This is a genomic window from Geodermatophilus sp. URMC 60 (assembly GCF_053502585.1).
The window spans coordinates 1,022,003-1,048,225 of the sequence record NZ_CP199958.1; the positions used below are offsets into that span (position 1 = coordinate 1,022,003).

The following is a 26,223-nucleotide window of genomic DNA, read 5'->3' on the forward strand; positions in this document are numbered from 1 at the left end:
TGGGGGAGGTGCGGCATGGACCTCGATGACGTCGTCCCGGTGGCCGACCACGTGACCCGGCAGGCGCGGGTGATCGACGCGCCGCCGTCCGTGGTGTGGGAGGAGCTGCACCGGCTGCGGCTCTCGTCGCTGCCGGTCACCCTGCTGTTCAGCGCCGTGCGCGCGCTGCCGGTGCTGCTGGCCGGCCGGGGGCGCCGGCGCGGCGGCCTCGACCGGACCTTCCTCGACGTGGTGCCGATCCCGGAGCTGGCCTCGGACCCGCCCTCGCACGTGCTGTTCGGGGGCGTGCTGCAGCCCTGGCGGCTGACCGGCGGCGGACCACCGCCCGAGCTGGACGCGGCCGGGGTCCGGGAGTGGTCGAAGCCGGGCTGGGTGAAGGTCGGCATGGAGTTCCGGCTGACGCGGACCGTCGGTGGTACGCGGCTGAGCTGCGAGACGCGGATCGCCGCCACCGACCCGGTGGCGCGGCGGCGCTTCGGTCTCTACTGGCTCGCCGTCCAGCCGGGCAGCTCGGCCATCCGGTGGGAGCTGCTCACGGCCGTCGCCATGCGGGCGGAGGCGCGGTCCGGGTAGGTGAAGTGTGTACCGTGTGTGTATGCCTCGGGTGAACGTGTACCTCCCGGACGACCTCGCCGCGGCGGCACGGGCGGCGGAGCTGAACCTGTCGTCGCTCACGCAGGACGCGATCAGGCGGGAACTGGCCGCGCGGACGACGGATGCCTGGCTGGCCACGCTCGATCCGGCGCCGTCGCAGGTCTCGCATGACGAAGCGCTTGCCGCCGTGGACGCGGCGCGGGAGGAGCCTGCGACCCGACATGGCTGAGGTGGTCGTCGACGCATCGGCGTTCGTGGACCTGCTGCTGGGCAACCCGCTGGGCGTCGCCGTCCGCGCGCGGCTCGCCGGCCAGTCGATGCACGCGCCCGGGCACGTCGATGCCGAGGTGCTGTCGGCGCTCGGGCGCCTGAACCGGGCAGGCGACCTGGACGACGACACGGTGACGCGGCTCCTCGGTCACGTGGTCGACGCCCCGATCGAGCGCCATCCCGTGCACGAACTGGTGCCCGGCGCCTGGGCCCGCCGTTCCCAGTTGAGGCTCGCCGATGCGTTGTACGTGGAGCTGGCGACTGCTCGAGGCGCACCGCTGGTGACGACCGATCGACGGCTGAGGGATGCGCCCATGGCAGACGTCGTGGTGGCGTAGAGGGGACGACGCATGGCCTGGACCGAGACCGACATCCCCGACCTGACCGGGCGGACGGCGGTGGTGACCGGCGCGAACGGTGGGCTCGGCCTGCAGACGGCGCTGGCGCTGGCCGGCGCGGGCGCGCACGTGGTCCTCGCCGCGCGTGCTGCCGCGAAGACCGAGGCAGCGGAGGCGCGGATCCGGGTGAGCTCCCCGTCGGCGTCCCTGGAGGTCGTTCCGCTGAACCTGGGCGACCTGCCGGCGGTGGCGGTGGCTGCGCGGTCGGTGCTCGACCGGCACGAGCGCGTGGACCTGCTGGTGAACAACGCCGGGGTGATGGCGATGCCGCAGCGGACGACTGCGGACGGGTTCGAGATGCAGTTCGGCGTCAACCACCTGGGGCACTGGGCGCTGACCGCACACCTGCTGCCGGCGCTGCTGCGGGCGCCGGCCGCGCGGGTCGTGACGGTGACGAGCACGGCGCGACACCGGGCACGGCGGCTGGACCCGGCGGATGTCCATCTGGAGCAGGGCTACGGGGCGTGGGCGTCCTATGCGCGCTCGAAGATGGCCAACCTGCACTTCGGCCTGGGCCTGCAGCAGCGGTTCACGTCGGCCGGTGTCGCCGCGATCAGCCTGGTGGCGCACCCGGGGCTGACGAACACCGACCTGCAGGCGCGGGCCGTGCGTGAGGGCGGCGCCGGCCGGGTCGGGGCGTTCTTCGAGGTGATGACCGCGCGGTCGGGGATGCCGCCGTTCGAGGGCGCCCGGCCGCAGCTCCGGGCCGCGACCGACCCGCGGGCCCGTGGCGGAGAGCTGTACGCGCCGCGGTACGGCTCTCACGGTCCGGCCGTGCGGCGGCCGATCCTGCGCCGGTTGGGGCTGCAGGAGCAGATCGACACGCTGTGGCAGGTCTCCGAGCGCGAGACGGGCATCCCGCTGGACGTCGCAGCCGCCGGGTCGGCCCGGTGATCGACGCTTCCTGTTCGACGGGCGATGTTGCTGGGCGCAAGGACAGTCATGCGTGACCACTGTGGCCCGACCACGATGGCGCGAAGTCCCTCCACGGCGGCCGGGTCGCTGTGGAGCTCTTCCAGCCTCGAGGAAGGCCGGGGAGCGTGCCCTGTCGCGATGATCGCCGGAGCCGAGCGCGGCCTCCTGCGTCGGACCCTGTCGAGCATGACGAACAGCGAGCGGGCGCAGTCTTCGGAGCCGCCTCACGTGCTGGCTCTCGCTCCGGTGGGGACGGTGGCCGACGTGTGGCTGCGACCAGTGGGCGGTGCTGCTGTCGGGCTGCCTCGGACGGTGGCGAGGGTCGCCCGCGCTGCTCCCCTCGCTCGGTTTCCCCTTGCGCCCGCCAGTGCAATCTCAAGCCCTTGAATGCGGCGCGTCGGTGCTCTGATCAGCAGATTGCTGGATATGCTGCCGGGCGCGAATGGGCGGTCCGCTCGCTGTGGCGTTCGACAGGGGTTGCGTTCCGGGTTCATGGGCGACGACGTGATGTCACTTGTTGAAGCGACTGGCACCGCTGTGGGCGGCTTGGGTGCTGTCGTTGCCGTCGCCGTGGCGGTGAGGGCCTTGCGCGCCACGCGACGGGGTGCCGTTGCGCAGCCTCTGCTCCAGGCTTTCGGCGAGCTGTCCGCAAGTATCACTGCGCTGGCCGATCGAGCGGTGCAACTCGGTGCTCTTGGCCGAGATGGCGAGCGGCAGAGTCGCTCACTCCTGGCCGAAGACTTCCGAAGTCTCGAAGTGGCCAACTCCAAGATCGAGTTCCTCGCCCCCTCGGTTTCCCGCAAGCACCTCGACTATGGGCAGTGGCTACGCGATGTCACCCACAACTTGGCTGCGAACCTCCTCCAGGCAGACGAGTTCGCAGACATGGCCAGGAACAGCACCGACCCTGGCTTCCCTCGGCTGCGGCCGGACTGGGTCGACGCGGCTGATTGGCAGTTCCTGCGGAGGTCCCTCTCCTTCTACAGCGTCCAGGGTATCGACCACGATCTGCCGGCCGGTGCGCTACCGAGAAGGGTCGAACCCCTGGACCGCTGGTGGGGCATGCGCATCTTGCGGTTCAGGCACGAGGACCCTGCGTCTGTCTACAGTCCCACGGCTTCCTATCTGGTCCAGAATGCTCGACTGCTTGAAGACTTCTCGCGCGAGTACTTGACTCCTTGGGCGCAGACGTTCCTCGGTAAGACCCTCCTAGGGCGGTCGCCTCGCGGCGTGGCCCCGCCACGCAGAGGAAAGAGCGAGAAATCGATACCGGTCCAGGCTTGTCCAGCGGCCCCATGAGGCCTGTGGTCAGGCTTGACTCGCTGGCTGCCGCTGGCCTGGTCGCTGCTCTCCAGCGTTGATCGCAACTCAACGACGGCGGCCCAGGAGGTAGCCGACGAGGACGCCGAGCAGGGTGAGCGCGCTGCCGCCGACCGCGCCGAGGGCCAGGGTGCGGAGGTCGCCGGACGATGCCGCGGGCACGCCGGCGCGCCCGGTGAAGACCTGCGGCTGGGGAGCAGCGGGAGCCTCGACGTCCGTCGTGCTCACCGCGGCGGCCGACGGGCGCGGCTCGGCCGGTGCCGCAGGAGCCACGCCGGCGCCGGCCAGTTCGGCGTCCACCGCGGTGAAGAACTGCGCGGCCATCCGCTTCGCCACGCCGGTGATCATCCGCTGCCCGACCCCGGCCACCGGCCCGCCCACCACGGCGTCGGCCGAGTAGGTGAGGACGGTGCCCTCGCCGTCCGGCGTCAGCTCGATGGTCACCGTCGCCCGCACCTGACCCGGCGCCCCGGCCCCGGACGCGTGCATCACGTACGACCTCGGCGGCTGCTGGTCGGTCAGGTGCACCTCGCCGGCGTACGTCCCCTTCACCGCACCGACGCCCACGGAGACGTCCATCCGGTACGAGTCCTCACCGACCCGCTCCAGCGCCAGGCACCCCGGGATCGTCCGCGCCAGCACCGCGGGGTCGGTGAGTGCCCGCCACACGTCGTCCGGCGAACCGTGCAGCACCGCCGAACCGTCGAGGTTCACGCACCCACTCCCGTCCTGCGGACCGAGGCCGCCGTCCGTTCGCTCTCCGGGGACCGCACCAGGTCGTACAGCTCGGTGGGGGAGATCGGCATCGAGGTGACCCGCCGTCCCACCGCGTCCTCGATGGCCGACGCCAGTGCCGCGGACCCCGGGATCACGCCCGCCTCGCCGGCGCCCTTGATGCCCAGCGGGTTCAGCGGCGAGGGCGTCTGCTGGTGGTCGATCACGATGTCGGGGACCTCCGACGCGTACGGCATCAGGAAGTCCATGAACGACGCGTTCTGCAGCTGCCCGTCGGCGTCGTAGGCCATCCGCTCGTACAGCGCCCCGCCCACGCCCTGCGCGACCCCGCCGTGCACCTGGCCCTCGACGATCATCGGGTTCACCACGTTGCCGCAGTCGTGCACCACCGCGTAGTCCACGACGTCGATCTCCCACGTCTGCGGGTCGATCTCCACGATCGCCGCGTGGGCGCCCGACGCGAACGTCGAGCGGATCGGCGAGTAGTAGTCGCGGTGCTCCAGCCCGGGCGCGTCCCCGCGGGCCACGGGCGGCTTGGTGTCGTCGTGCGTGGCGAACTGCGTCGCCTGCTTGGCCGCCTCGTCGAACGCGTAGCGCAGCGGGTTGGACAGCACGGCGACCGTCCGGAGCGGGATCGAGGCGCCCGGCGTCCCGCGGACCTGCACCACGCCGTCCTCGATGTCCAGGTCGGAGGGCTCGGCCTCCAGCACGTCGGCGGCGATCCGCAGCGCCTTCTCCCGCACTCCCCGCGCGGCCAGCGCGATGGCGTTGCCGCTCATCACCGCCGCCCGCGACGCGAACGTGCCGACCGCGTAGCCGAAGCGGCGGGTGTCACCGGTGGTCACCTCGACGTCCTCGATCGGCACCCCGAGCTCGGTGGCGACGATCTGCGCGAACACCGTCTCGTGGCCCTGGCCCTGCGAGGTCAGGCCGGTCGACACCAATACCTTGCCGCTGCCCAGCACCTGCACGTGCCCGCCCTCGTACGGGCCGGGGCCGGTGCCCTCCACGTACATCGCCATCCCGACGCCGAGCAGCTTGCCGCGCGCCTCGGCGTCGTCCCGCAGCGCGTCGACGCCGTCCCAGCCGACGAGCGCCTTGAGCTTGGCGAGCAGCCCCGGGTAGTCGCCGGAGTCGTAGATGACCGGCCGGCCGTCCTGGAACGTCAGGTGGTGGTCGTACGGGAACTGCGAGGGCCGGATGAGGTTGCGCTCGCGGACGACGGCCCGGTCCAGGCCGAGGGCGTCGGCGATGCGGTCCATCGTCCGCTCCATCGCGAAGCAGCCCTGCGGCCGGCCGGCGCCGCGGTACGGCGTCACGATGACGGTGTTCGTGTAGACGCTCTTCACGACCACCCGGTACACGGGGATGACGTACGGGCCGACCAGCTGGGTCGCGGTCACGATCGGCACGATGATCCCGTAGGGCGTGTACGCGCCGTTGTCGTGCCAGATGTGGACGTCGAGGGCGGTGATCCGGCCGTCGTCGTCGAACCCGACGCTGATCTCCTGCCGCTGCTGCCGCTCGTGGGCGCTGGAGATGAAGTGCTCGCGGCGGTCCTCGGTCCACTTCACCTCCCGGCCCAGCGCGATCGCCGCCATCGGCACCAGCAGCTCCTCCGGCCACGGGTGCACGATCTTCACGCCGAACCCACCGCCGACGTCGGGCGCGATGACCTCCACCTCGTCGAGGGAGAGCTGCAGCTTGGCGGCGATCGCGGCCCGCACCGACGTCGAGGCCTGCGTGCTGGTGTGCACCCGCAGCGAGCGGTCGTCGGCGTCCCACCGCGCGTGCACGCCCTTGCCCTCCAGCGGCATGCAGGCGCTGCGCTCGACGTACTGGCTGAAGGACAGCGTGTGCGGCGACGCGGCCAGCGCCGGCTCGACGTCCCCGGTCTCCTGGTGGTGCCGCGCCGCGACGTTGTCCGGGATCTCCGCGTGGACCGCGGCGGCCGCCGCCCGCGCCGCGTCCACCCCGACGACGGCGGGCAGCTCCTCGTAGGTGACGGCGATCCGCTCGGCGGCGTCCTCGGCGACGTACCGGTCGGTGGCCACCACCATCACGACCGGCTCGCCGACGTGGTTCACCTCGCCGTTGGCCAGCGGGTAGCCGGTGCGCGGCGCGTGCAGCTGCGGGTGGGGGATGAGCACCGGCAGCGGCTCGGCCAGCGGGCCGGTGAGGTCCTCGTAGGTGTAGATGGCGACCAGGCCCTCGACGTCGAGGGCGGCGTCGACATCGACGTCCACGATGCGGGCGTGCGCGTGCGGGCTGCGCACGAAGGCGGCAGCGAGCGCGCCGGCGCCGATGTCGTCGAGGTAGCGGCCGCGACCGGTGATGAGCCGGGCGTCCTCGCGCCGGCGGACCGGCTCGCCGAACAGCTTGGTGGTCACGGCGAGCCCCCGTCCGCGGCGGTCCCCGCGGGGACGGCCATCGTGGCGGCCGCGTGCCGGACGGCCTTCTTGATGTTCGCGTAGCCGGTGCACCGGCAGAGGTTGCCGCCGACCATGTCGTCGACCTCCTCCTCGGTGATCTCGTCGGTCGTGTCGCGCCCCTCCAGTCCGGCGGCGATCGTCACCAGGAAGCCCGGCGTGCAGAAGCCGCACTGCAGGGCGTGGCACTCGCGGAAGGCCTCCTGCACCGGGTGCAGAACCTGCCCGCCCTGCCCGTCGTCGCGGGCCAGCCCCTCGACCGTCGTGACCTGGGCTCCGTCCACCTGCACGGCGAGCAGCAGGCAGGAGCGCACCGGTTCGCCGTCCACCAGCACGGTGCAGGCCCCGCAGACGCCGTGCTCGCAGCCGACGTGCGTGCCGGTCAGCCCGAGGTCGTGCCGCAGGGCATCGGACAGGAGCCGCCGCACCGGCACGGTGGCTTCACGTGGAACACCGTTCACGGTCAGCCAGACCGTGCGCTCGGTGTCGACGGAGACGGTCACTCGGATCCCCCTGTGCACATGGCTCGGTTCCGGACTCGCTCCGCTCCTCGGTCGCTGTCCCCCGCAAGCGGGAGGTGCCCCCAGCACGCGGCGATGCTCACTCGCCCGTCACCTTCGCGGTCGCTTCGGCGGCGGCATCGGCCAGCGTCCGCTCGGTCAGCACGCCGACCAGCAGGCGGCGGTAGTCGGCGCTGGCGTGCAGGTCGCCGTCCGGGTCGACCAGCGTGCGGGCCAGCGCACCGGCCGCGGCCCAGTCGGCCTTCTCGACCGGCGAGCCGGCGACGGCGTCGGTGAGGTCGTGCACCTCGGGGACCAGTCCCACCGAGACGTAGGACGCACGGACGGCGGCGACGCGGCGGTCCTCGTCGAGGGTGACGACGACGCCGGCGCCGCACACCGCGTAGTCGCCCTTCCGGCGGGCGACCTCGGCGAAGGCCGTGCCCGACCGCGGGGGCAGCGCCGGGAAGAAGGCCGAGGTGACGACCGCGGCGGATGGCAGCGACGTCTCCAGCGGGCCGACGAACAGGTCCGACCAATCCACGGTGCGCTCGGCGGCGGGCTCGGCCACGGTCACCGACCCGCCGGTCAGCGCGAGCGCGGAGGTCATCTCGCCGGAGGGGTCGGCGTGTGCGATCGAGCCGACCGTCGTCCCCCGGTTCCGGATCGCGGGGTGGGCGACGTTCGCCGTCGCCCGGGCCAGCAGCGGCTGCACCCGGGCGGCTCCCTCGTGCGCCAGCAGCCCCGCGTGCCGGACCAGCGCCCCGATCCGCACGCCGTCCCCGGTGGCCTCGACGGCGTCGAGGCCGGGCACCCGGTTGAGGTCCACCAGCGTGGCCGGCGCCGCGAGCCGCATGGACAGCAGCGGGAGCAGCGACTGACCGCCGGCCAGCACCTTGGCGCCCTCCTCGGCGGCGAGGACCTCGAGGGCCTCGGGCACCGAGCGGGGGTCGGCGTACCGGAAGGGGGCGGGCTTCACCGGGAGCGGGTCTCCCCGGGGGTCGCCGAGCCGGTCGCGCCCGGGCGGCCGACCTCGTCGACCGACGAGGGGTCGGCACCGTAGTCGTGCGCACCCGTGTGCCCCAGCGCCGGACCCGTGCCGCCGACGAATTCGCGCTCCGCGTGCAGCGCGGCCTTCATCTCGGCCGGCGCCAGGGCACGGGCGACGTGCCAGCCGACGACCGCCACGATCGAGCCCAGCGCGATGCCGCCGAGGGAGAAGGACTCGGAGAAGGCGAGCTGGACGTCGCCGATCGCGATGATGATGCCCGCGGCGAGCGGCACCAGGTTGATCGGGTTGGCGAAGTCGACCCGGTTCTCCTTCCAGATCTTGGCGCCGAGCAGGCCGATCATCCCGTAGAGGACGACGGTGATCCCGCCGAGCACCCCACCCGGGACGATGTTGATCAGCGCGCCGAACTTCGGGCACAGGCCCAGCAGGATCGCGACGACCGCGGCCACGTAGTACGCCGCCGTCGAGTAGACGCGGGTGGCGGCCATGACGCCGATGTTCTCCGCGTAGGTGGTGGTCGGGGAGCCGCCGACCGAGGTGGCGACGACGGTGGCCACACCGTCGGCCGCGATGGCCCGGCCCATGTACGGGTCGAGGTCGCGCCTGGTCATCTCGGCGACCGCCTTGACGTGCCCGGTGTTCTCCGCGATCAGCGCGATGACCGCCGGCAGCACGAGCAGGCTGAAGTTGAGCGAGAAGGACGGCGCGATGAAGTCGGGCAGGCCGAACCAGTCGGCCTGCGCCACCGAGTCGAAGTTGATCCGGTCGCGGGTGGACACCGTGCCGGTGCCGTCGGGGGAGGTGATCTGGCCGGCGGTCGCGTCGAGGAGCACCGACAGCAGGTAGCCGAAGACCAGGCCGAGGAGGATCGAGATGCGGGCCCAGAAACCCCGCAGCAGCAACGAGGCGACGATGACGAACGCCATCGTCGCCAGCGCCACCCACTGGTCCTGGGGCCAGTAGATGCCGGCCACGACCGGGGCCAGGTTGAAGCCGATCAGCAGCACGACCGCGCCGGTGACCGCCGGCGGCAGGACCGCGTGCAGGAAGCGCACGCCGGCGAAGTGGATCAGTACACCGACCAGGGCCAGCACCACGCCGGAGACCAGGATCGCGCCGACGACGTCGGAGGAGTCCCCGCCGGAGGCCCGGACGGCGACCACGCCGCCGACGAACGAGGCGCTGGTGCCCAGGTAGCTCGGCACCTTCCCGTTGACGATGAGCAGGAAGATGATCGTCGCGATCCCGCTCATCATGATCGCGAGGTTCGGGTCGAGCCCCATGACGATCGGGAAGACGAACGTCGCCCCGAACATGGCGACGACGTGCTGCGCGCCGATGCCGATGGTCCGCGGCCAGGACAGCCGTTCGTCCGGGGCCACCGCCTCGCCCAGCGGCGGGGTCTTCCCGTCCCCGTAGAGCTTCCAGCCGAACGCCATGCCGCCTCCTCGACCCGCGCTCCTGGGACGTGGCCGGCGCCGCGGACGGCGGTCACCGGCACCCAGGGTGCGCCAATGTGACACGCCCGGCCGACAGGACGGAAGTACCTCAGTGCTAAATCGTCGTTGCGCCGATGTCTCACCGCTGAGAGACCTGCCGGTACGGTCGGCGGGGTGTCAGCGACCCCCGTCCGCCACGTCTCCCTGCGCAGCGGCGTGTACGCCGACTCCGTCCGGTTGATGCAGGTCAGCCGCGACGTCGGCGCGCGCGAGGGTGTGACCGCGGTGCTCGTCGCGATGGCCACGCCGCTCAACCTTGAGCTCGCCGCGGGCATGGGCCTGGCGCCGGCCGGCGACGCCTCACCCGACCAGCTGCTCGTCGCGCTCTCCGCCGTGGACGACGACACGCTGGCCGCCGCGGTCGCCGCCGTCGACGCCGCGCTGGCCGCCCGCGAGCGCGCGGCCGGCCCCGCGCAGGCCGTTCCGCTGCGCACCGTCGGCGCAGGGCTCGACGCACTGGACGACGACGGCCCTGCGCTGGCCGTCGTCAGCGTCCCCGGGCAGTACGCCGTCGCCGAGGCCGCCGACGCGATCGCCGCCGGCCGCAGCGTGCTGGTCTTCTCCGACGGCGTCCCGGTGGAGTCCGAGGTGGCGCTCAAGCGCGCCGCGCACGACGCCGGGGTGCTCGTCATGGGCCCCGACTGCGGAACGGCGATCGTCTCCGGCCTGGCGCTCGGCTTCGCCAACGTGGTCCGCCGCGGGCCGGTCGGGCTGGTCGCGGCGTCGGGCACCGGCGCCCAGCAGGTGTCGTGCCTGCTGGACACGGCCGGCGTCGGGGTCTCGCACGTGCTCGGCGTGGGCGGTCGCGACCTGTCCGAGGCCGTGGGCGGGCTGGCCACGCTCGACGCGCTGGCCCTGCTCGACGCCGACCCGGCCACCGAGCGGGTGCTCCTGGTGTCCAAGCCGCCCGCGCCCTCGGTGGCGGTGGCGGTGGCGGAGGCAGCCGCGGAGCTGTCGGTTCCGGTGCGCTCGGCCGCGCTGTCGCCGGAGAGCCCCGACCTCACCGCCGCCGTCGAGGCGCTGCTCGCCGACATGGACGTCGCGGTGCCGCAGTGGCCCTCCCGCACCTCCTCCGCCACGGCCGCGCCGGGCGCCGTCCTCAAGGGGCTCTACGCCGGCGGCACCCTCGCCGACGAGGCGATGCTGCTGGCCGCCCCGCTGCTCGGCGACGTCCGCTCGAACACCCCGCTGCGCCCGGAGCTCGACCTCGGGACGGACCTGTCCGCCCGCGGCCACGTGGTGATCGACTTCGGCGACGACGCGCTCACCGTCGGCCGGGCGCACCCGATGATCGACCCGACGCTGCGGCTCGACGCGCTGGCCCGGGTGGCGGCCTCCGGCGAGCCGGCGGTCGTGCTGATGGACGTCGTCCTCGGCCACGGCGCCGACCCCGACCCGGCCGCGAGCCTCGCCCCGGCCCTGCGGGCGGCCGGCCTGCCCGCCGTCGTCGCGCTGGTCGGCACCGAGGACGATCCGCAGGGCTGGTCGCGCCAGGCCGACGCGCTGGCCGCGGCGGGTGCGGCGGTGTTCGCCTCGAACGCGCAGGCCACGCGGTACGCACTCGACCTGCTGGGAGCAACGCGATGAGCCTGCTGTCCGGGACGCCGACGGTCGTGGCCGCGGGCGTCGACGTCTTCTCCGCCGCGCTGCGCGCCCAGGGCGCCGACGTGCACGAGGTCGACTGGCGCCCGCCGGCCTTCGGCGACCCCGCCGACCTGGCGACCCTCGCACTCGACCGGCGCCGGGTCGCGGCCAACCGCACCGCGGTCGAGCGGGTGGTGGCCGCGGGGTCGCACCTGGTCGACGTCCGGCCGGCGCGCGACGTGCTCGGCCTGCCCGACCGCACGCTGCTGCACGCCGGGCCGCCGATCGGCTGGGACGACGCGAGCGGCCCGCTGCGGGGCGCGCTGGTCGGCGCCTGCCTGTTCGAGGGCTGGGCGACCTCCGTCGAGGACGCCGAGCGGCTGCTGGCCTCCGGCGGCGTCGCGCTCGACCCCTGCCACCACCACCGCGCGGTCGGCCCGATGGCGGGGGTGACCTCGCCGTCGATGTGGACGTGGTGCCTGGAGGACCCGGTCACCGGCGGTCAGGCGTTCTGCAACCTCAACGAGGGCCTGGGCAAGGTGCTGCGGATGGGCGCCTACAACGAGGAGGTGCTCACCCGGCTGCGCTGGATGCGCGACGTCCTCGGGCCGGTGCTGCAGGCCGCGGTGCGCTCGATGGCCGAGCCGCTGGACGTCAAGGCCGTGCTCGCGCAGATGCTGCAGATGGGCGACGAGGGGCACAACCGCAACCGCGCCGGCTCGCTGATGACCCTGCGCGAGCTCTCGCCGGCGGTGGTGGAGGTGGACGCGCCGTCGTCGGACGTCGCCGCGGTGCTGCGCTTCATCGGCGGCAACGAGCACTTCTTCCTCAACCTCGGCATGCCGACGGCGAAGCTGGCCATGGACGCGGCGAGGGACGTGCCCGGCTCGACGGTGGTGACGGTGATGTCCCGCAACGGGACCGAGTTCGGCATCCAGACCGCCGGCACCGGCGACCGCTGGTTCACCGGCCCCGCGAACACCCCGGTCGGCCTCTACCTGGGCGACTACGGCCCGGAGGACGCCAACCCCGACATCGGCGACTCCGCGATCATGGAGACCTACGGCGTCGGCGGCTTCACCATGGCCGCGGCCCCCGCGATCGTCCGCTTCGTCGGCGGCACCGTGCCCGACGCGCTGGCCACCACCGAGCGGATGTACCAGCTGACCCTGGCCGAGAACCCGGCGATGCAGGTGCCGATCCTGGGCTTCCGCGGCTCCCCGACCGGGATCGACGTCCTCGCCGTGGCGCGCACCGGGTGGTTGCCGCAGATCAACACCGGCATGGCCGGGCGGGTCGCCGGCACCGGACAGGTGGGCGCCGGGCTGGTGCAGCCGCCGCGGCAGTGCTTCGAGCAGGCGCTCGAGGCGCTGGCCGAGGAGGCCCGCACCGCAGCGTGACCGATCCCTGGATCCGCACCGCGGGGGTCGCGCCCCGTGGTGCGGATCCAGCGAGGGGGCTCAGTCGCGCGGGCGCGTGGGGTGCGGCGTCCGCCGGTAGAGGTGCACGGACACCGCGGCGATCCAGGCCCACCCGATGACGACGCCGGTCCACAGGCCGAGCACCGCCCACGAGGACGTCGACCCGCTGGCGACGCCCGTGAAGCCGGCCAGCACGACCACGCCGGTGGCCGCTGACCCGCGAGCCCAGCCGTGCCGCCCCTCCGCGGCGAACCGCCGGACCAGCACCCACGCCGACGCGACGAGGCAGGCGAACCCGACGCCGCCGGCGGCCAGGTGCAGCACCCCGGAGAGGCTGACCTCCACCGGCGCACCGGCCGGCGTGCCCACGGGGAAGCCGTCCACGGGGTCGGCGACGAACGCCCCGGCGGCCACCAGCGCCAGCCCGTAGCCGGCCAGCGACCCGGCGCCCCAGGCCGAACCGCGCCCACCGGCCAGGGCGCGGCGCACACCGACGGCGGCGGCCACGGTCATCAGACCCGTGAGGACGAGCGTCGTGACGTGGACCCAGCCCAGCGGACCGTTCGCCAGCAGGCTCAGGCTGTGCCGGGTGAGGTCGAAGCCGTCCCGGGTCAGCCCCTGGACCAGCCCGGACCCGAGGTACACGGCGCCCGCCAGCGGTCCGTAGCCCAGCAGGGACCGGGTGACGGCGGACGGCCGTTCGCAGATCCGGCCGCCGTCGGTCCGGACGGTGGAGGAGGGGACTGCACTCGTGGTCATGGGACTGCCTCTCGAGAGTCTTACACTCAGCAGTACTCAGACGTCGCAGGCCGGCGGAACTCATCGCAGGGGTGGGCTGATGGGCGGAGCACGGGGCCGTGCGCCCGACCCGCGGGTCGTCCGCAGCCGAACCGCTGTGGTGGAGGCGGCGACCGCCCTGTTCCTCGAGCGGGGCTACGTCGACACGAGCGTCGACGACGTCGCCGCCCGCGCGAGGGTGTCGAAGAAGACCGTCTACAACAACTTCGTCGACAAGGAGCGGCTCTTCACCGAGGTGGTCCTGGGGGTCACGGCCACGGCGGAGCGGTTCGCCGACGACCTCATCGCATCGCTCGACGAGGCCCCGGACGTGACGCGGGCGCTGCACGACCTCGCTCGCCGGCACCTGGCCGCGGTGACCCGCCCGCACGTCGTCCGGCTGCGCCGACTGGCCGGTGCGGAGTCCGGACGCTTCCCCGAGCTGGCCCGCGAGTACCACCGGCGGGCGCCGGACCGCGTGGTGAGCGCCCTGGCCGCGGCCTTCGCCGACCTGGGGCGACGCGGGCAGCTGCGCGTCCCCGAACCCCGTCGGGCGGCCGAGCACTTCGCGTTCCTCGTGGTGGGCCCGACGCTCGACCACGTCATGTTCGAGGGTGAGGGCGCAGTCCCGGACGGACCCGAGCTGGAGGCGAGGGCACGTGCCGGTGTCGAGGTGTTCCTCGCCGCCTACGGCCCCTGACCCGCGTGGTCAGGCGCGGACGCAGGCGAGCAGGCTGCGGACGGCGGCCGGCAGCTCCCCGGTCGACACCAGCGGAGCGGGGAACGGCGTCCGCACGTCGTAGCAGCCGGAGCGGGGCTCGACCCGGAACAGCACCCCGTGCCGGTCGAGGCCGAGCAGGTGCACCGGGTCCTCGCCGGCCCACGCCTGCACCCGGGCGCACAGCTCGGCCAGCGGACCGGCGTGCTCGCCCATCAGGTCGTCCTCGGCGGCGGCCAGCGGGTCGGGCCGGGCCGCGGCGTAGTCCTCCGGCGTGACCTCGGTCCAGCCGCCGCCCTCGTGCAGCAGGACCTCGGCGACGTCGAGGTGCAGCAGCGTCGCGCTGAGCCCCACGTCGAGCAGGACGTCGTCCGGGCGGACCGCGGCAAAGGCCAGCGCCAGCTCGGCCTCGTCCCCGGCGGGCACCGGCGTCAGCCAGCCGGAGAGCTCCAGCCGGGCCCGCAGCGGGTTGCGCAGCGGCTGGGACGACCGCGAGGTCACCGTCACCTTGGCCGGCAGGTCGCCCTCCGGGGCCTCGCGCACCGCCGCCGCCAGCCCACCGGACCGGGGGACGACGACCAGCACCCGCCCGTCGTCCAGCGTGGCCGCGGCCAGCAGCCGGCTGGTGCCCAGCCCGAGGGCCTGCACCGAGGCGGCCGGCCGGGTGGCGACCGTGCGCGCCCGCTCGGCGGCGTCCGGGGCGCGGTCCTGGTCCACGGGAGAGGACCTCGGGCGTCCGATGGTCATGGGTGCCCCTCGGGGTCGACGTGCTGGAATAAGGTGAGCCTAACCAAACATTGGAGGTCCCGTGAACACCCCGCGTCCCAAGGTCCGGATCAGCCGCGCCCTCGGCATCCCGCTCACGCCCAAGGCCGTCGAGTACTTCGAGCGCCGGCCGTACCCGCCCGGCGAGCACGGCCGCAAGCGCCGCAAGGACAGCGACTACTCCACCCGGCTGCGCGAGAAGCAGCGGCTGCGGGCCCAGTACGACATCAGCGAGACGCAGATGCGCGCCGCCTTCGACCGCGCGCGGCGGACCGGCGGCAAGACCGGCGAGGCGCTGATCCAGGACCTCGAGTCCCGCCTCGACGCGACCGTGCTGCGGGCCGGGTTCGCCCGGACCATCTACCAGGCGCGCCAGTTCGTCACCCACCGGCACGTGCTGGTCAACGGCAAGCGCGTCGACCGCCCCTCCTACCGGCTCGAGCCGGGCGACTTCGTGCAGATCGCCGAGAAGTCGAAGACCAAGGAGCCGTTCGTCGTCGCAGCCTCCGGTGCGCACGCCACCGCGCCGGCCTACCTGGAGGTGCGGCTGGCCGACCTGGTCGCCCGCGTCGAGCGGGTGCCCGACCGCGACGAGGTCCCGGTCGTCTGCGAGGAGCAGCTCGTCGTCGAGCACTACTCCCGCTGAGCCGGGGACCGGGGGACGTGGACGTCGTCCGGCGCAGCAAGCGCCTCTCCTACGTGCTGCGCCACGCCCCCGGCAGCATCGGGCTCACCCTCGACGCGGCCGGCTGGGCGGACGTCGACGCGCTGCTCGCGGCCCTCGGCTGGACCCGCGCGGAGCTCGAGCGCGTCGTCGCCACCAACGACAAGCGCCGGTTCGCGTTCGACGGCACCGGCGCGCGGATCCGCGCCAGCCAGGGCCACAGCGTCGCCGTCGACCTCGGCTACGCCGCGGAGGAGCCGCCACCGGTGTTGTTCCACGGGACGGCGGAGCGCAACCTGCCGGCCATCGAGGCCGAGGGCCTGCGCCCCGGACGCCGGCACGCGGTGCACCTGAGCCCGGACGAGGTCACGGCTCGACGGGTGGGGGCCCGCCACGGCCGGCCGGTCGTCCTCCGGGTGGACGCCGCGGCGATGGCGGCGGGCGGTGCGGTCTTCACCCGCTCGGCGAACGGCGTCTGGCTCGTCGACGCCGTCCCGCCGGCCTTCCTCGCCGTCGTCGGCTGACCGGCCGGCCCCGGCGGTCCCGGTCAGACTGGGCCGGTGATCCGCAACGTCGTCGTCGGCCGGGTGCGCCCGGGCACCGACCCCGCCCTCGTCCAGGAGGCGCTCGACGCCATCGTCGCCCTGCCCGTCGAGGGGCTGGTCGACGTCCGGGTCGGCCTGGACGCCGGCCTGCGCCCCGGTGCCTGGAGCTTCGCCATCACCAGCGACTTCGTCGACGCCGGGGCCTACCGGGCCTACGACACCGAGGCCGAGCACAACCGCATCCGGCGCGAGATGTTCGACCCGGTCTGCGAGGAGATCGCGCGGGTCCAGTTCTCGGCCTGAGAGCTCAGCCTGGCAGCGCGTCCAGCGGCAGGCCGACGTAGAGCATCCCGACCAGCTCGCCGCCGGCGGAGTGCAGACCCTCGTACGCGGTGAAGTACGGCCGATCGGCGACGGTCGCCTCGCCGGTGTAGGTCCGCCCGGCCAGGACGGCGGTCAGCACCGGGTTGGCGCTGCCGTCGGCGTTGCGGCGGGGGATGTAGCTGCCGACGTTGCGCCGGCCCTGCGCCGTGACGACGGTCGTGGCCGCGCGCACCATGCTGCCCTCGCCGTCCAGCCGCTGGAACAGCGTGCAGCTGCCGCCCACTGCCGCCACCACGTCGTCGACCAGCGGCGCGGGACGGCGCGGGTCGTCGTCACGGGTCAGCGGCACGCCGCCGAGGAGCAGGTCGGGCAGCTCGACGTCCCGGCTCGCCCCGGTGACCTGGTCGCGCACGGTCACCCTGCGGCGGCCGTCGCCGAGCTGCACGCCGCCGGCCTCGTCGAGCAGGTCCTCGGCCACGGCCAGCGCCCGCCGGACGTAGGTCTCGCGCTGGTCGTCGGCGAGCGCGGCGACCGCCGCGGTGATCCGGGCAGAGCCGCCGGCCGCCCGCTCGACGCTCTCGACGACCCGGTCGGTGGCGGCCCGCTGCTGCTCGACCGCTGCGGCGACGGTGTCCTGTGCCGCGGCGATCGACCCCAGCGTCGTGGTGATCCGCGAGACGGCGTCGACGGCCGAGCGGGTCTCCCGGTGCACCGCCTCCACCTGGGCGCCGATGTCCCCGGCAGCCCGGGCGGTGCGCTCGGCGAGCTGCTTGACCTCGTCGGCGACGACGGCGAAGCCGCGGCCCACCTCCCCGGCACGGGCGGCCTCGACGTAGGCGTTGAGCGCCAGGAACCGGCTCTGCTGGCTGATGGCCGACAGCAGCCGGACGATCTCGGTGATCGCCTCCGTGGCGCCCTGCAGTGTCGCGATCCGCTCATCGACGGCCTTCGCGTCGCGGACCGCCTCCTCGGCGACGGTGGAGGCGTGCGTCGTGCGCTCCGCGATGTCGCCGATCGCCGACCGCAGCTCGGCGAGGGACTCCGCGGCCTGCCGCGACGTGTCGGAGACCTCCCGGCTGGCCTGGGCGAGCACCCCGGCCCGCCGGGCGGCGTCGTCGGCCCCGCCCTCGCGCTCGAGCCGCCGGCGCGCCCGGCCGGCGAGCGGCCGGGCCTCCGGCGCGGACGCGGACGCCGGCCGTGGCCCGGGCAGGACGCTCCGCTGCACCGACGACCTGCGCACCACTCGCCTCCTCGCCGACCGGGTGGGGGAGCACCGGTGCCGAACCGGGTGGCGCTCGGTGCGCCACCACGATAGGTCACCGCTGGTCACTCCGAGTGAGACGCGCCGCGCTGCGGGTGAGCCCGCGGCTCAGGCCTTCACGATGGCCGCCACCGGGCCGCCGCCCGACGGGCCCTGGTGCACCGCCGCGACGGACACGAACACCGCCGGGTCGCCGGTCACCGACGCCGCCACGCCGCCCACCGTCGCCTTGATCTGCCGGTGCCAGAAGACGTCGGAGTCGTCGAGCATCGCGTTGCGCCGGCCGCGGACGTAGCCGGTCGGGTCGGCCTCGCACTTCAGGAAGACGTTGACCAGCCGGTCGCCGAGGTCGCTGGGGTGCGGCCGCTCGGGCAGCTCGAGGCCGGCGTCGCGGATGGCGTTCCAGATGCCGTCCTGGTCGAGCGCGTCCCGCATCACCGAGTGGCCGATCCGGTACGCGCCACCGTGCCCGCGCGCGTTGCCGACGACGACGATCTGCGCCCGGTCCAGCTCCACACCCGACGAGCACGACGCCACCGACGAGAACAGCGACAGGTCGCGCATGACCTGCTCCTGCGTCGGCATCTCGATCTCGCCGAGCGCCACCGCGACGCCCAGCGCCGTCGTCCCGTTGGACAGGTCCATCGAGCCGTGCGGCTCGTCGTAGTAGGTGTCCTCGCCGCGCGCCTTGGCGTCGCGGATGGTCTCGATGGTCAGCAGCGGCGTCTTGGTCTGCACGTAGTGGACGTCGGCCGGGTCGGTGATGCCGGCCTCGGCCATCGCCCGCCGGACGCCCTCGGCCACCTTCTCCACCATCGCCAGCCGGCCGATGTCCTCGGGGAGGATGACGTCGCTCATCGCGTAGCCCACGGTCAGCCGCGGCTCGTTGGTCTTCTCCACCGCGTCCTCGGGCAGCGTGGCGAAGACCGTCGCGTGCGGGCTGATGACGCCGTCGGTGCCGCCCGACCACACGATCGGGATCTGCGCGACGTCCTCCTTGGCGCGGGTGCCCTTCTCGAGCAGGACCTCGCGGAATGCCCGGTCGGCGATGATCCGCGTGTAGTCGTTGATCCCGCCGTTGCCCTCCGTCTTGCCGATGACGGCGACGACCCGGTCGGCCTCCATGACGCCGTCGTCGATGAGCTTCGCCAGCTCGGAGGCGTCGCTGACGTTGTGCAGGGGGATCTTGCGGACCTCGATCGGTGCGGGCACTGGATCACTCTTCCTCGGTCGGGAGGTGGTGGCCCTCCTGCAGGGTCCTCCCACGGTGGGGAGCAGGAGGGTCCTTCTGCAGGACGGTGCCGACGTCGTCCCTCGTGACGGCGTCGGCGATGTGCTCCAGGGACGTGACGACGGCGCGGGCGGGGTGGCCGGGGCCCGACGACTCGACGAAGCGCAGCGCGGCCTCGACCTTGGGGCCCATGGAGCCGCGGGGGAACTCGCCGGCCGCGGCGTGCGCGCGCAGCTCGGCGGGGGTGACCCGGCCAAGCGGCCGGGCGGCGGGGGTGCCGTACCCGACGAGCACCTGGGGGACGTCGGTCGCGATCACCAGCGTCCCGGCGTGCAGCTCGCGGGCCAGCAGCGCGGCGGTGAGGTCCTTGTCGACGACGGCCTCGACGCCGCGCAGCGCCCCGCCGGGGCGGGTGGGGTCGACGGAATCGTCCACCACAGGGACGCCGCCCCCGCCGGCGCACACCACGACGAACCCGGCCGCGAGCAGCGCCTCGACGGCCGGCACGTCGACCACGCGCTGCGGCTCGGGCGAGGCGACGACCCGCCGCCAGCCGCGCTCGCCGCGGTCCTCCCACACCTGCCCGTGGGCCATCGAGCGCTCGGCCTGCTCGCGCGGGAGGAACCGGCCGACCGGCTTGGAGGGCTCACGGAAGTGCGGGTCGTCGGCGTCGACGAGCGTTCGGGTGACCAGGGCGGCGGTGCGCTGCGGCAGGCCGCGCGCGGCCAGGGCGGCGTCGAGCTCGTCGGTCAGCGTGAAGCCGATGGTCGCCTGGGTCTGCGCGACGCACCAGTCCAGCGGCACCGGCGGGACCTCGTGCGCGGCGAGCTCGTTCTTCACCAGCAGGTTGCCCACCTGCGGCCCGTTGCCGTGCGTCAGCACCACGGGGACGCCGGTGGCCACGACCGCCGCCACGTGCCGGCAGGCCGCGGCGATCGCCTCGCGCTGCGCGCCGGGCGTGGCCGAGCCGTCCGGGCCGGTCATCGCGTTGCCCCCGAGGGCGATCACGACGCGGCCGGAGGTCACCCTGCGAACCGTAGCCGTCGTTCTCTCAGCGCTGAAGTAAATCCGTCATCTGCGCCAGAAGTCGAAGGCGTCCCGTCCGGGCCGGAAGCCGGCGGCCTCCACGACGTCCACCGCGAGGTCGAAGTACTGGCCGACGCCGGCCGGCTGGTGGGCGTCGCTGCCGAAGCTGATCGCCTCGCCGCCCTCCTCGTGGAACCAGCGCACCTGGTCGACGGAGGCCATCGGGCTGGTCGTGTTCACCTCGAGCGCCCGGCCGGTGCCAGCCAGCGCCCGGAACACCGCGCGGTACTCCTCCTCGAAATCCTTCTCCGCGTACCGGTCGCTGCCGCCGGGCCAGTACCGCCGCGGGAAGTCGACGTGCGCGAGGACCTCGAACACGTCGCTGGTCTCGACCATGTCGACGACCTCGGCCAGGTATCGGCGCATCGTCGTGTCGGGGTCGGGATAGAGCAGCCGGCCCACGCCGTAGAGCCGGCCGTCCTGGCTCAGCGAGTGCAGCGAGCCCAGCACCCGGTCGACGGGGGAGTTCCGCAGGTGGGCGGCGACGCTGGCGGCGAACAGGTGCGGCTCCCCGGTCTCCACGCCCGACCAGATCCGCAGCTCGGGAAAGCGCTCGCGGCACTCCTCGAGCTCGGCGAAGTACCCCTCGACGTCGATGGGCAGGTGCCGGGAGGCGTGCCGGTCGACCAGCCCGTCGGCGGTGGCGCGGTCCTCCGGCGTCCAGGTCGTGAAGTCGAGGTGCTCGGTGAAGGCGATGGCGGGCAGGCCCCGGTCGACCGCCCGCTCGCAGACGCGCACCATCGTGGAGGAGTCGGCGGTGTCCCAGGACCACCTGGTGTGCACGTGGTTGTCCGGCGGTCGCATCACCTGTGGATCCTCCCTCTCCGTCCCCAGGGTGCGCGCGGCGGCCGGTCCTGTCGCTCCCGCTGCCTACTGTCGGGAACCATGACCACCGCCGCGCCGTCCGCCGACCTCGCCACCGAGGCCCTCCAGGTCCTCCGCGAGCTGACCGGCCGTCCCGACGCGGTCTTCCGCGAGGGCCAGGACGCCGCCGTCGCCGCGCTGGTCGAGCGCTCCGAGCGGGCCCTGGTGGTGCAGCGCACCGGGTGGGGCAAGTCGGCGGTCTACTTCGTCTCCACCGCGCTGCTGCGCCGGCGCGGCGCCGGCCCCACGCTGCTGGTCAGCCCGCTGCTCGCGCTGATGCGCGACCAGGTCGCCGCGGCGGCGCGCGCCGGGATCCGCGCCGTCGAGATCTCCAGTGCCAACGCCACCGAGTGGGACGACGTCGCGGCGGCCCTGGCCGCCGACGAGGTCGACGTCCTGCTCGTCTCCCCGGAGCGGCTGACCAACCCGCGCTTCCGCGAGGAGCAGCTGCCGGGGTTGGTCGCCCGGTGCGGCCTGCTCGTCGTCGACGAGGCGCACTGCGTCTCCGACTGGGGCCACGACTTCCGCCCGGACTACCGCCGCATCCGCGACCTGCTGGGCACCCTCCCGGCCGGGACGCCGGTGCTCGCCACCACCGCCACGGCCAACGAGCGCGTGGTCGCCGACGTCGCCGAGCAGCTCGGCGCCGGTGGCGTGGATGTGACGACGGTGCGCGGTCCCCTGGCCCGCGACTCGCTGCGCCTCGGCGTGCTCCGGCTGCCCACGGACCGGGCGCGGCTGGCGTGGCTCGCCGCCCACCTCGGCGACCTGCCGGGCAGCGGCATCGTCTACACGCTCACCGTGGCCGCCGCCGAGGAGACCGCCGCCTTGCTGCGCGACGCCGGCCACGAGGTGCGCGCCTACACCGGCCGGCTCGACGACGCCGACCGCAAGGACGCCGAGGAGGCGCTGCGGGAGAACCGGGTCAAGGCGCTCGTGGCGACCTCGGCGCTGGGCATGGGCTTCGACAAGCCCGACCTCGGCTTCGTCGTCCACCTGGGGGCGCCGTCGTCGCCGGTCAGCTACTACCAGCAGGTGGGCCGCGCCGGCCGCGCCGTCGAGCACGCCGACGTGCTGCTGCTCCCCGGCCCCGAGGACCTCGCGATCTGGCAGTGGTTCGCCACCTCCTCCATGCCGCGGGAGGACCACGCCGCCGCGGTGCTGTCCGCGATGGCCGACGGGAAGGCGTGGTCGGTGGCACGGCTCGAGACGGTGGCCGACGTCCGCCGCTCCCGGCTGGAGCTGCTGCTCAAGGTGCTCGCCGTCGACGGCGCGGTCGAGCGGGTGCAGGGCGGCTGGCGGTCCACCGGTCGGCCGTGGGTGTACGACGCCGACCGCTACGCCCGCGTGACCCGCACCCGGGAGGCCGAGCAGCGGGCCATGATCGCCTACGCGCGCCCGGTCGACGAGGCGCAGTGCCGCATGGCCTTCCTCCAGGAGTCCCTCGACGACCCGACCGCTGCGCCCTGCGGCCGCTGCGACGTCTGCGCGGGCCCCTGGTACTCCACCGACGTCCCGGAGGGTGCCGCCCAGGCCGCCTCCGCCGCGCTCGACCGACCCGGCGTGGAGCTCGCGCCGCGCGCGCAGTGGCCGACCGGCGCCGACCGGCTAGGCGTCGAGGTCAAGGGCAGGATCGCCCCGGGCGAGCAGCTCGACCCCGGCCGGGCCGTCGCCCGGCTCACCGACCTGGGCTGGGGCCAGCGACTGCGCGGCCTGCTGGGCGACGACGGCGTCGGCGGGGTGGTCGACCTCGAGGCCCCGGGCCTGGAGGAGGACCCGGACGCCGCGTTCGACGTGCCGGTGCGGCGGGCACCCTCGGACGTCCCCCCGGACGCGGAGTTGCTGCGGGCGTGCGCCCGGGTGCTCGCCGCCTGGGACTGGGCAGAGCGCCCGGCCGGGGTGGTCGCCGTCCCCTCCCGCCGCCGGCCGCGCCTCGTCACCGGACTGGCGCGGGGACTGGCGGGGCTGGGCCAGCTGCCCTACCTCGGGGAGCTGTCCCTCGCGCACGGCGGCCCGACCGGGCAGCCCGGCGGGAACAGCGCCTTCCGGCTCGCCGGCGTGTGGCAGCGCATCGTCGTCGGCCCGGAGCTGCGCGAGCGGCTGGCCGAACTCGGTCCGGTGCCGGTGCTCCTCGTCGACGACCTCGCCGACTCGCGCTGGACGATGACCGTCGCCGGCCGGGAGCTGCGACTGGCCGGGGCCTCGCGCGTGCTGCCCTTCGCGCTGGCGCTCACCGCCTGAAGAAGGCCCCTCTCGCGACCTCGGGTGGGACCCGGGACGGGCCTCCTCGGGAGGAACCGCGCACGCCGTAGGCACTCGTACACAGGTTCGATCCAGCGTAGCCTGCCGCCATGTCGCTCGCGCACCAGCCGTCGATGTGGGACCTCGCCGAGGAGGCCACGCTCGGGCCGCTCTCGGTCACCCGGCACCACCTCAGCCACGGCGCCTGGGTCGACCACCTGCCCGGCTGGGTCCAGGGGTCCGACGAGGTCCTCGACGTGCTGCTCGGCGACATCGGCTGGCGGGCCGACCGGCGGCAGATGTACGAGCGCGAGGTCGCCGTCCCCCGCCTGCTGCGGTGGTACGGCGGCGGCGAGCCGCTGCCCCACCCCCTCCTCACCGAGGCCCGGGACGCACTGGACGCGCACTACGGACCCGAGCTCGGCGAGTCGTTCGTCAGCGCGGGCATGTGCTTGTACCGCGACGGCCGCGACAGCGTCGCCTGGCACGGGGACCGGCTCGGCCGCGGCCGCAGCGCCGACACGATGGTGGCGATCGTGTCCTTCGGGTCACCGCGGCCGCTGCTGCTCCGTCCGGTCGGCGGTGGCGAGGGTCTGCGGTTCCCCCTGGGCCACGGCGACCTGGTCGTGATGGGCGGGTCGTGCCAGCGGACGTGGGAGCACTGCATCCCGAAGACGGCCAAGCCGGTGGGTCCCCGGGTGAGCGTCCAGTTCCGGCCCCGCGGGGTCGCCTGACACACGGGGCGCCGGGTGCCGCACCGTGACGGCGACCACGGGTACGGGGGGTTGCCTGACACGCGGGGCGCCGGGGTGCCGCACCGTGACGGCGACCACGGGTACGGAAGGAAGCCGGCGGCCGGACGTCGCGTTCATGCCGGGTGCCGGGACACCGCCGCCCACACCGGCCGGTTGCCCGCCCCCGACTCCATGACGCGGAGCGGATGTGGCGGGAGGCGGACGAGGGGCTCGGCGCCGGCTCCGGCAACGGGTCGCCCGACCGCCGCCCGACTCCTGCACCGGTCCCGTGATGCACAGCGACCGGCGTGGGGAGCAGGGCGCGGCGGGCGACGTCGACCCTGGTGTCCCTCGAGGCCGGCCCACGGGCTGATCCCGGCGGACGCCGATGCCCTGGCGACAGGGCATCGGTGGGGGGACGGACCTCCGCGGACCCCCCTGCAGGGCCTCCGCGAGTCGTGTATGGTTCTTCCTGCACCGAGCGAGAACAGACCGGGCCGCAAGCCTGGGAAACCGCCGGACGAACCCCCGAGGTCCGACCGATGCGGAGCGCGGTGTACAGTGGGGAACACCGCCTCGAACGAAGGCCGAAAGGCTGGAGTACGAGCGCGTCCGCTCCTTGAGAACTCAACAGCGTGCCGAAAGTCAGTGCCAAGTAACAACCCCTTTTTTGTGGGTTTCTTTGGGTTGATGGATGTACGAGAGTGTCAGCTCTTGGTCTGTCAGGCCGGGATGTCAAGCATCTACGGAGAGTTTGATCCTGGCTCAGGACGAACGCTGGCGGCGTGCTTAACACATGCAAGTCGAACGGTGAACCGTCTTCGGATGGGGATCAGTGGCGAACGGGTGAGTAACACGTGGGCAACCTGCCTCCGGCTCTGGGATAACTCCAAGAAATTGGGGCTAATACCGGATATGACCGCTGACCGCATGGTCTGGTGGTGGAAAGGGTTTCCGGCTGGGGATGGGCCCGCGGCCTATCAGCTTGTTGGTGGGGTAGTGGCCTACCAAGGCGACGACGGGTAGCCGGCCTGAGAGGGTGACCGGCCACACTGGGACTGAGACACGGCCCAGACTCCTACGGGAGGCAGCAGTGGGGAATATTGCGCAATGGGCGGAAGCCTGACGCAGCGACGCCGCGTGGGGGATGACGGCCTTCGGGTTGTAAACCTCTTTCAGCAGGGACGAAGCCGTGAGGTGACGGTACCTGCAGAAGAAGCACCGGCCAACTACGTGCCAGCAGCCGCGGTAATACGTAGGGTGCAAGCGTTGTCCGGAATTATTGGGCGTAAAGAGCTCGTAGGCGGTTTGTCGCGTCGGCTGTGAAAACCCGGAGCTCAACTCCGGGCCTGCAGTCGATACGGGCAGACTTGAGTGTTGCAGGGGAGACTGGAATTCCTGGTGTAGCGGTGAAATGCGCAGATATCAGGAGGAACACCGGTGGCGAAGGCGGGTCTCTGGGCAACAACTGACGCTGAGGAGCGAAAGCGTGGGGAGCGAACAGGATTAGATACCCTGGTAGTCCACGCCGTAAACGTTGGGCGCTAGGTGTGGGGGCCATTCCACGGTCTCCGTGCCGCAGCTAACGCATTAAGCGCCCCGCCTGGGGAGTACGGCCGCAAGGCTAAAACTCAAAGGAATTGACGGGGGCCCGCACAAGCGGCGGAGCATGTTGCTTAATTCGATGCAACGCGAAGAACCTTACCTAGGCTTGACATGCACGGAAATCTCGCAGAGATGCGGGGTGCCTTTGGCGTCGTGCACAGGTGGTGCATGGTTGTCGTCAGCTCGTGTCGTGAGATGTTGGGTTAAGTCCCGCAACGAGCGCAACCCTCGTTCCATGTTGCCAGCACGTAGTGGTGGGGACTCATGGGAGACTGCCGGGGTCAACTCGGAGGAAGGTGGGGATGACGTCAAATCATCATGCCCCTTATGTCTAGGGCTGCAAACATGCTACAATGGCCGGTACAAAGGGCTGCGATACCGCGAGGTGGAGCGAATCCCAAAAAGCCGGTCTCAGTTCGGATTGGGGTCTGCAACTCGACCCCATGAAGTTGGAGTCGCTAGTAATCGCAGATCAGCAACGCTGCGGTGAATACGTTCCCGGGCCTTGTACACACCGCCCGTCACGTCACGAAAGTCGGTAACGCCCGAAGCCGGTGGCCCAACCCCTGGTGGGAGGGAGCCGTCGAAGGCGGGATCGGCGATTGGGACGAAGTCGTAACAAGGTAGCCGTACCGGAAGGTGCGGCTGGATCACCTCCTTTCTAAGGAGCATCTCGCCGCCGGGTCCCGGATCGGGGCCGGTGGTGCAGAGCCGCGCTCAGCACGGGATGG

At 73.3% G+C, this 26,223-nt stretch carries 24 protein-coding genes and 1 rRNA gene; 14 read left to right on the top strand and 11 right to left on the bottom strand.

The features are described from left to right. Positions 1 to 15: 15 nt before the first annotated feature. From ACWIX3_RS04930 to ACWIX3_RS04950, 5 genes are all read left to right on the top strand, one after another. A complete protein-coding gene (locus ACWIX3_RS04930; protein WP_448610963.1) occupies positions 16 to 573 on the top strand; it encodes a hypothetical protein in 558 nt (185 codons plus the stop codon). A gap of 31 nt (positions 574 to 604) precedes the next feature. Continuing rightward, a complete protein-coding gene (locus tag ACWIX3_RS04935) occupies positions 605 to 823 on the top strand; it encodes a type II toxin-antitoxin system CcdA family antitoxin (RefSeq protein ID WP_448610964.1) in 219 nt (72 codons plus the stop codon). After that, entirely contained in the window at positions 816 to 1,202 is a 387-nt protein-coding gene (locus ACWIX3_RS04940; RefSeq protein WP_448610965.1) for a type II toxin-antitoxin system VapC family toxin, read from the top strand. The genes ACWIX3_RS04935 and ACWIX3_RS04940 overlap by 8 nt, the downstream gene beginning before the upstream one ends. Positions 1,203 to 1,214: 12 nt before the next feature. Further along, positions 1,215 to 2,156 carry an oxidoreductase gene (locus ACWIX3_RS04945; protein WP_448610966.1) on the top strand — a complete coding sequence of 314 codons (942 nt, stop codon included), beginning with the start codon at positions 1,215 to 1,217 and terminating at the stop codon, positions 2,154 to 2,156. A gap of 513 nt (positions 2,157 to 2,669) precedes the next feature. Further along, positions 2,670 to 3,476, top strand: a complete 807-nt coding sequence (locus ACWIX3_RS04950; RefSeq protein ID WP_448610967.1) for a hypothetical protein — start codon at positions 2,670 to 2,672, stop codon at positions 3,474 to 3,476. Between the two features lie 69 nt (positions 3,477 to 3,545). On the opposite strand, the gene ACWIX3_RS04955 is transcribed toward ACWIX3_RS04950, so the two are convergent. The 5 genes from ACWIX3_RS04955 to ACWIX3_RS04975 form a co-directional block, all read right to left on the bottom strand. Next, positions 3,546 to 4,211: a CoxG family protein gene (locus ACWIX3_RS04955; RefSeq protein ID WP_448610968.1), complete on the bottom strand. Its 666-nt coding sequence runs from the start codon at positions 4,209 to 4,211 to the stop codon at positions 3,546 to 3,548. Continuing rightward, on the bottom strand, positions 4,208 to 6,622 hold the full coding sequence (cutA, locus tag ACWIX3_RS04960; RefSeq protein ID WP_448610969.1) for an aerobic carbon-monoxide dehydrogenase large subunit: 2,415 nt from the start codon (positions 6,620 to 6,622) through the stop codon (positions 4,208 to 4,210). Before cutA ends, ACWIX3_RS04955 begins: the two co-directional genes overlap by 4 nt. Then, positions 6,619 to 7,164, bottom strand: a complete 546-nt coding sequence (locus ACWIX3_RS04965) for a (2Fe-2S)-binding protein (protein WP_448610970.1) — start codon at positions 7,162 to 7,164, stop codon at positions 6,619 to 6,621. Before ACWIX3_RS04965 ends, cutA begins: the two co-directional genes overlap by 4 nt. A gap of 97 nt (positions 7,165 to 7,261) precedes the next feature. After that, the gene (locus tag ACWIX3_RS04970; RefSeq protein WP_448610971.1) at positions 7,262 to 8,140 is read right to left on the bottom strand and encodes an FAD binding domain-containing protein; all 879 of its coding nucleotides are present in this window, start codon (positions 8,138 to 8,140) and stop codon (positions 7,262 to 7,264) included. Then, on the bottom strand, positions 8,137 to 9,612 hold the full coding sequence (locus ACWIX3_RS04975; RefSeq protein WP_448610972.1) for a uracil-xanthine permease family protein: 1,476 nt from the start codon (positions 9,610 to 9,612) through the stop codon (positions 8,137 to 8,139). The genes ACWIX3_RS04970 and ACWIX3_RS04975 overlap by 4 nt, the downstream gene beginning before the upstream one ends. 174 nt (positions 9,613 to 9,786) lie before the next feature. Here ACWIX3_RS04975 and ACWIX3_RS04980 point away from each other — a divergent pair, with 174 nt between their 5' ends. Together ACWIX3_RS04980 and ACWIX3_RS04985 are read left to right on the top strand one after the other, a co-directional pair. Further along, positions 9,787 to 11,259, top strand: a complete 1,473-nt coding sequence (locus ACWIX3_RS04980; RefSeq protein WP_448610973.1) for an FdrA family protein — start codon at positions 9,787 to 9,789, stop codon at positions 11,257 to 11,259. Then, entirely contained in the window at positions 11,256 to 12,656 is a 1,401-nt protein-coding gene (locus ACWIX3_RS04985) for a DUF1116 domain-containing protein (protein ID WP_448610974.1), read from the top strand. Before ACWIX3_RS04980 ends, ACWIX3_RS04985 begins: the two co-directional genes overlap by 4 nt. A 60-nt stretch (positions 12,657 to 12,716) precedes the next feature. On the opposite strand, the gene ACWIX3_RS04990 is transcribed toward ACWIX3_RS04985, so the two are convergent. Further along, positions 12,717 to 13,436, bottom strand: a complete 720-nt coding sequence (locus ACWIX3_RS04990; RefSeq protein WP_448610975.1) for a DUF998 domain-containing protein — start codon at positions 13,434 to 13,436, stop codon at positions 12,717 to 12,719. A 79-nt stretch (positions 13,437 to 13,515) separates the two neighbouring features. Here ACWIX3_RS04990 and ACWIX3_RS04995 point away from each other — a divergent pair, with 79 nt between their 5' ends. Next, positions 13,516 to 14,154, top strand: a complete 639-nt coding sequence (locus ACWIX3_RS04995) for a TetR/AcrR family transcriptional regulator (RefSeq protein ID WP_448610976.1) — start codon at positions 13,516 to 13,518, stop codon at positions 14,152 to 14,154. A gap of 9 nt (positions 14,155 to 14,163) precedes the next feature. On the opposite strand, the gene ACWIX3_RS05000 is transcribed toward ACWIX3_RS04995, so the two are convergent. Continuing rightward, on the bottom strand, positions 14,164 to 14,889 hold the full coding sequence (locus ACWIX3_RS05000) for a DUF2470 domain-containing protein (RefSeq protein WP_448610977.1): 726 nt from the start codon (positions 14,887 to 14,889) through the stop codon (positions 14,164 to 14,166). Between the two features lie 91 nt (positions 14,890 to 14,980). Here ACWIX3_RS05000 and rpsD point away from each other — a divergent pair, with 91 nt between their 5' ends. The 3 genes from rpsD to ACWIX3_RS05015 are packed head-to-tail and all read left to right on the top strand — an operon-like array spanning position 14,981 to position 16,449. Then, positions 14,981 to 15,583, top strand: a complete 603-nt coding sequence (rpsD, locus tag ACWIX3_RS05005) for a 30S ribosomal protein S4 (protein WP_448610978.1) — start codon at positions 14,981 to 14,983, stop codon at positions 15,581 to 15,583. Positions 15,584 to 15,600: 17 nt separating this feature from the next. After that, positions 15,601 to 16,125 (top strand): RNA 2'-phosphotransferase, encoded by a 525-nt coding sequence (locus ACWIX3_RS05010; RefSeq protein ID WP_448610979.1) that lies wholly within the window; start codon positions 15,601 to 15,603, stop codon positions 16,123 to 16,125. 36 nt (positions 16,126 to 16,161) lie between these two features. Next, on the top strand, positions 16,162 to 16,449 hold the full coding sequence (locus ACWIX3_RS05015; RefSeq protein WP_448610980.1) for a Dabb family protein: 288 nt from the start codon (positions 16,162 to 16,164) through the stop codon (positions 16,447 to 16,449). Positions 16,450 to 16,453: 4 nt separating this feature from the next. On the opposite strand, the gene ACWIX3_RS05020 is transcribed toward ACWIX3_RS05015, so the two are convergent. From ACWIX3_RS05020 to ACWIX3_RS05035, 4 genes are all read right to left on the bottom strand, one after another. Beyond that, positions 16,454 to 17,710, bottom strand: coding sequence for a Cache 3/Cache 2 fusion domain-containing protein (locus ACWIX3_RS05020; RefSeq protein ID WP_448610981.1), 1,257 nt, complete (start codon positions 17,708 to 17,710; stop codon positions 16,454 to 16,456). Positions 17,711 to 17,839: 129 nt separating this feature from the next. Continuing rightward, positions 17,840 to 18,943, bottom strand: a complete 1,104-nt coding sequence (bar, locus tag ACWIX3_RS05025; RefSeq protein ID WP_448610982.1) for a barbiturase — start codon at positions 18,941 to 18,943, stop codon at positions 17,840 to 17,842. Positions 18,944 to 18,947: 4 nt separating this feature from the next. Continuing rightward, positions 18,948 to 19,988 (bottom strand): carbamate kinase, encoded by a 1,041-nt coding sequence (locus tag ACWIX3_RS05030; protein ID WP_448610983.1) that lies wholly within the window; start codon positions 19,986 to 19,988, stop codon positions 18,948 to 18,950. A gap of 45 nt (positions 19,989 to 20,033) precedes the next feature. After that, positions 20,034 to 20,852, bottom strand: coding sequence for a PHP domain-containing protein (locus ACWIX3_RS05035; RefSeq protein ID WP_448612439.1), 819 nt, complete (start codon positions 20,850 to 20,852; stop codon positions 20,034 to 20,036). A gap of 81 nt (positions 20,853 to 20,933) precedes the next feature. Between ACWIX3_RS05035 and ACWIX3_RS05040 the strand changes: the two genes are divergently transcribed. The 3 genes from ACWIX3_RS05040 to ACWIX3_RS05050 all read left to right on the top strand — a co-directional run bounded on the left by ACWIX3_RS05040 (position 20,934) and on the right by ACWIX3_RS05050 (position 26,153). Further along, on the top strand, positions 20,934 to 23,153 hold the full coding sequence (locus ACWIX3_RS05040; RefSeq protein ID WP_448610984.1) for a DEAD/DEAH box helicase: 2,220 nt from the start codon (positions 20,934 to 20,936) through the stop codon (positions 23,151 to 23,153). 110 nt (positions 23,154 to 23,263) lie between these two features. Beyond that, positions 23,264 to 23,887 (top strand): alpha-ketoglutarate-dependent dioxygenase AlkB, encoded by a 624-nt coding sequence (locus ACWIX3_RS05045; RefSeq protein WP_448610985.1) that lies wholly within the window; start codon positions 23,264 to 23,266, stop codon positions 23,885 to 23,887. Positions 23,888 to 24,629: 742 nt separating this feature from the next. Then, a 16S ribosomal RNA gene (locus ACWIX3_RS05050) occupies positions 24,630 to 26,153 on the top strand. Positions 26,154 to 26,223: the final 70 nt, after the last annotated feature.

What these genes read in the sequence shown, in the direction of transcription:
- ACWIX3_RS04930 (WP_448610963.1), top strand. Translation starts at nt 16, where the DNA reads ATGGACCTCGATGACGTCGTCCCGGTGGCCGACCACGTGACCCGGCAG.
- ACWIX3_RS04940 (WP_448610965.1), top strand. Translation starts at nt 816, where the DNA reads ATGGCTGAGGTGGTCGTCGACGCATCGGCGTTCGTGGACCTGCTGCTG.
- ACWIX3_RS04945 (WP_448610966.1), top strand. Translation starts at nt 1,215, where the DNA reads ATGGCCTGGACCGAGACCGACATCCCCGACCTGACCGGGCGGACGGCG.
- ACWIX3_RS04950 (WP_448610967.1), top strand. Translation starts at nt 2,670, where the DNA reads ATGGGCGACGACGTGATGTCACTTGTTGAAGCGACTGGCACCGCTGTG.
- ACWIX3_RS04975 (WP_448610972.1), bottom strand. Translation starts at nt 9,612, where the DNA reads ATGGCGTTCGGCTGGAAGCTCTACGGGGACGGGAAGACCCCGCCGCTG.
- ACWIX3_RS04985 (WP_448610974.1), top strand. Translation starts at nt 11,256, where the DNA reads ATGAGCCTGCTGTCCGGGACGCCGACGGTCGTGGCCGCGGGCGTCGAC.
- ACWIX3_RS04990 (WP_448610975.1), bottom strand. Translation starts at nt 13,436, where the DNA reads ATGACCACGAGTGCAGTCCCCTCCTCCACCGTCCGGACCGACGGCGGC.
- ACWIX3_RS04995 (WP_448610976.1), top strand. Translation starts at nt 13,516, where the DNA reads ATGGGCGGAGCACGGGGCCGTGCGCCCGACCCGCGGGTCGTCCGCAGC.
- ACWIX3_RS05035 (WP_448612439.1), bottom strand. Translation starts at nt 20,852, where the DNA reads ATGCGACCGCCGGACAACCACGTGCACACCAGGTGGTCCTGGGACACC.
- ACWIX3_RS05040 (WP_448610984.1), top strand. Translation starts at nt 20,934, where the DNA reads ATGACCACCGCCGCGCCGTCCGCCGACCTCGCCACCGAGGCCCTCCAG.
- ACWIX3_RS05045 (WP_448610985.1), top strand. Translation starts at nt 23,264, where the DNA reads ATGTCGCTCGCGCACCAGCCGTCGATGTGGGACCTCGCCGAGGAGGCC.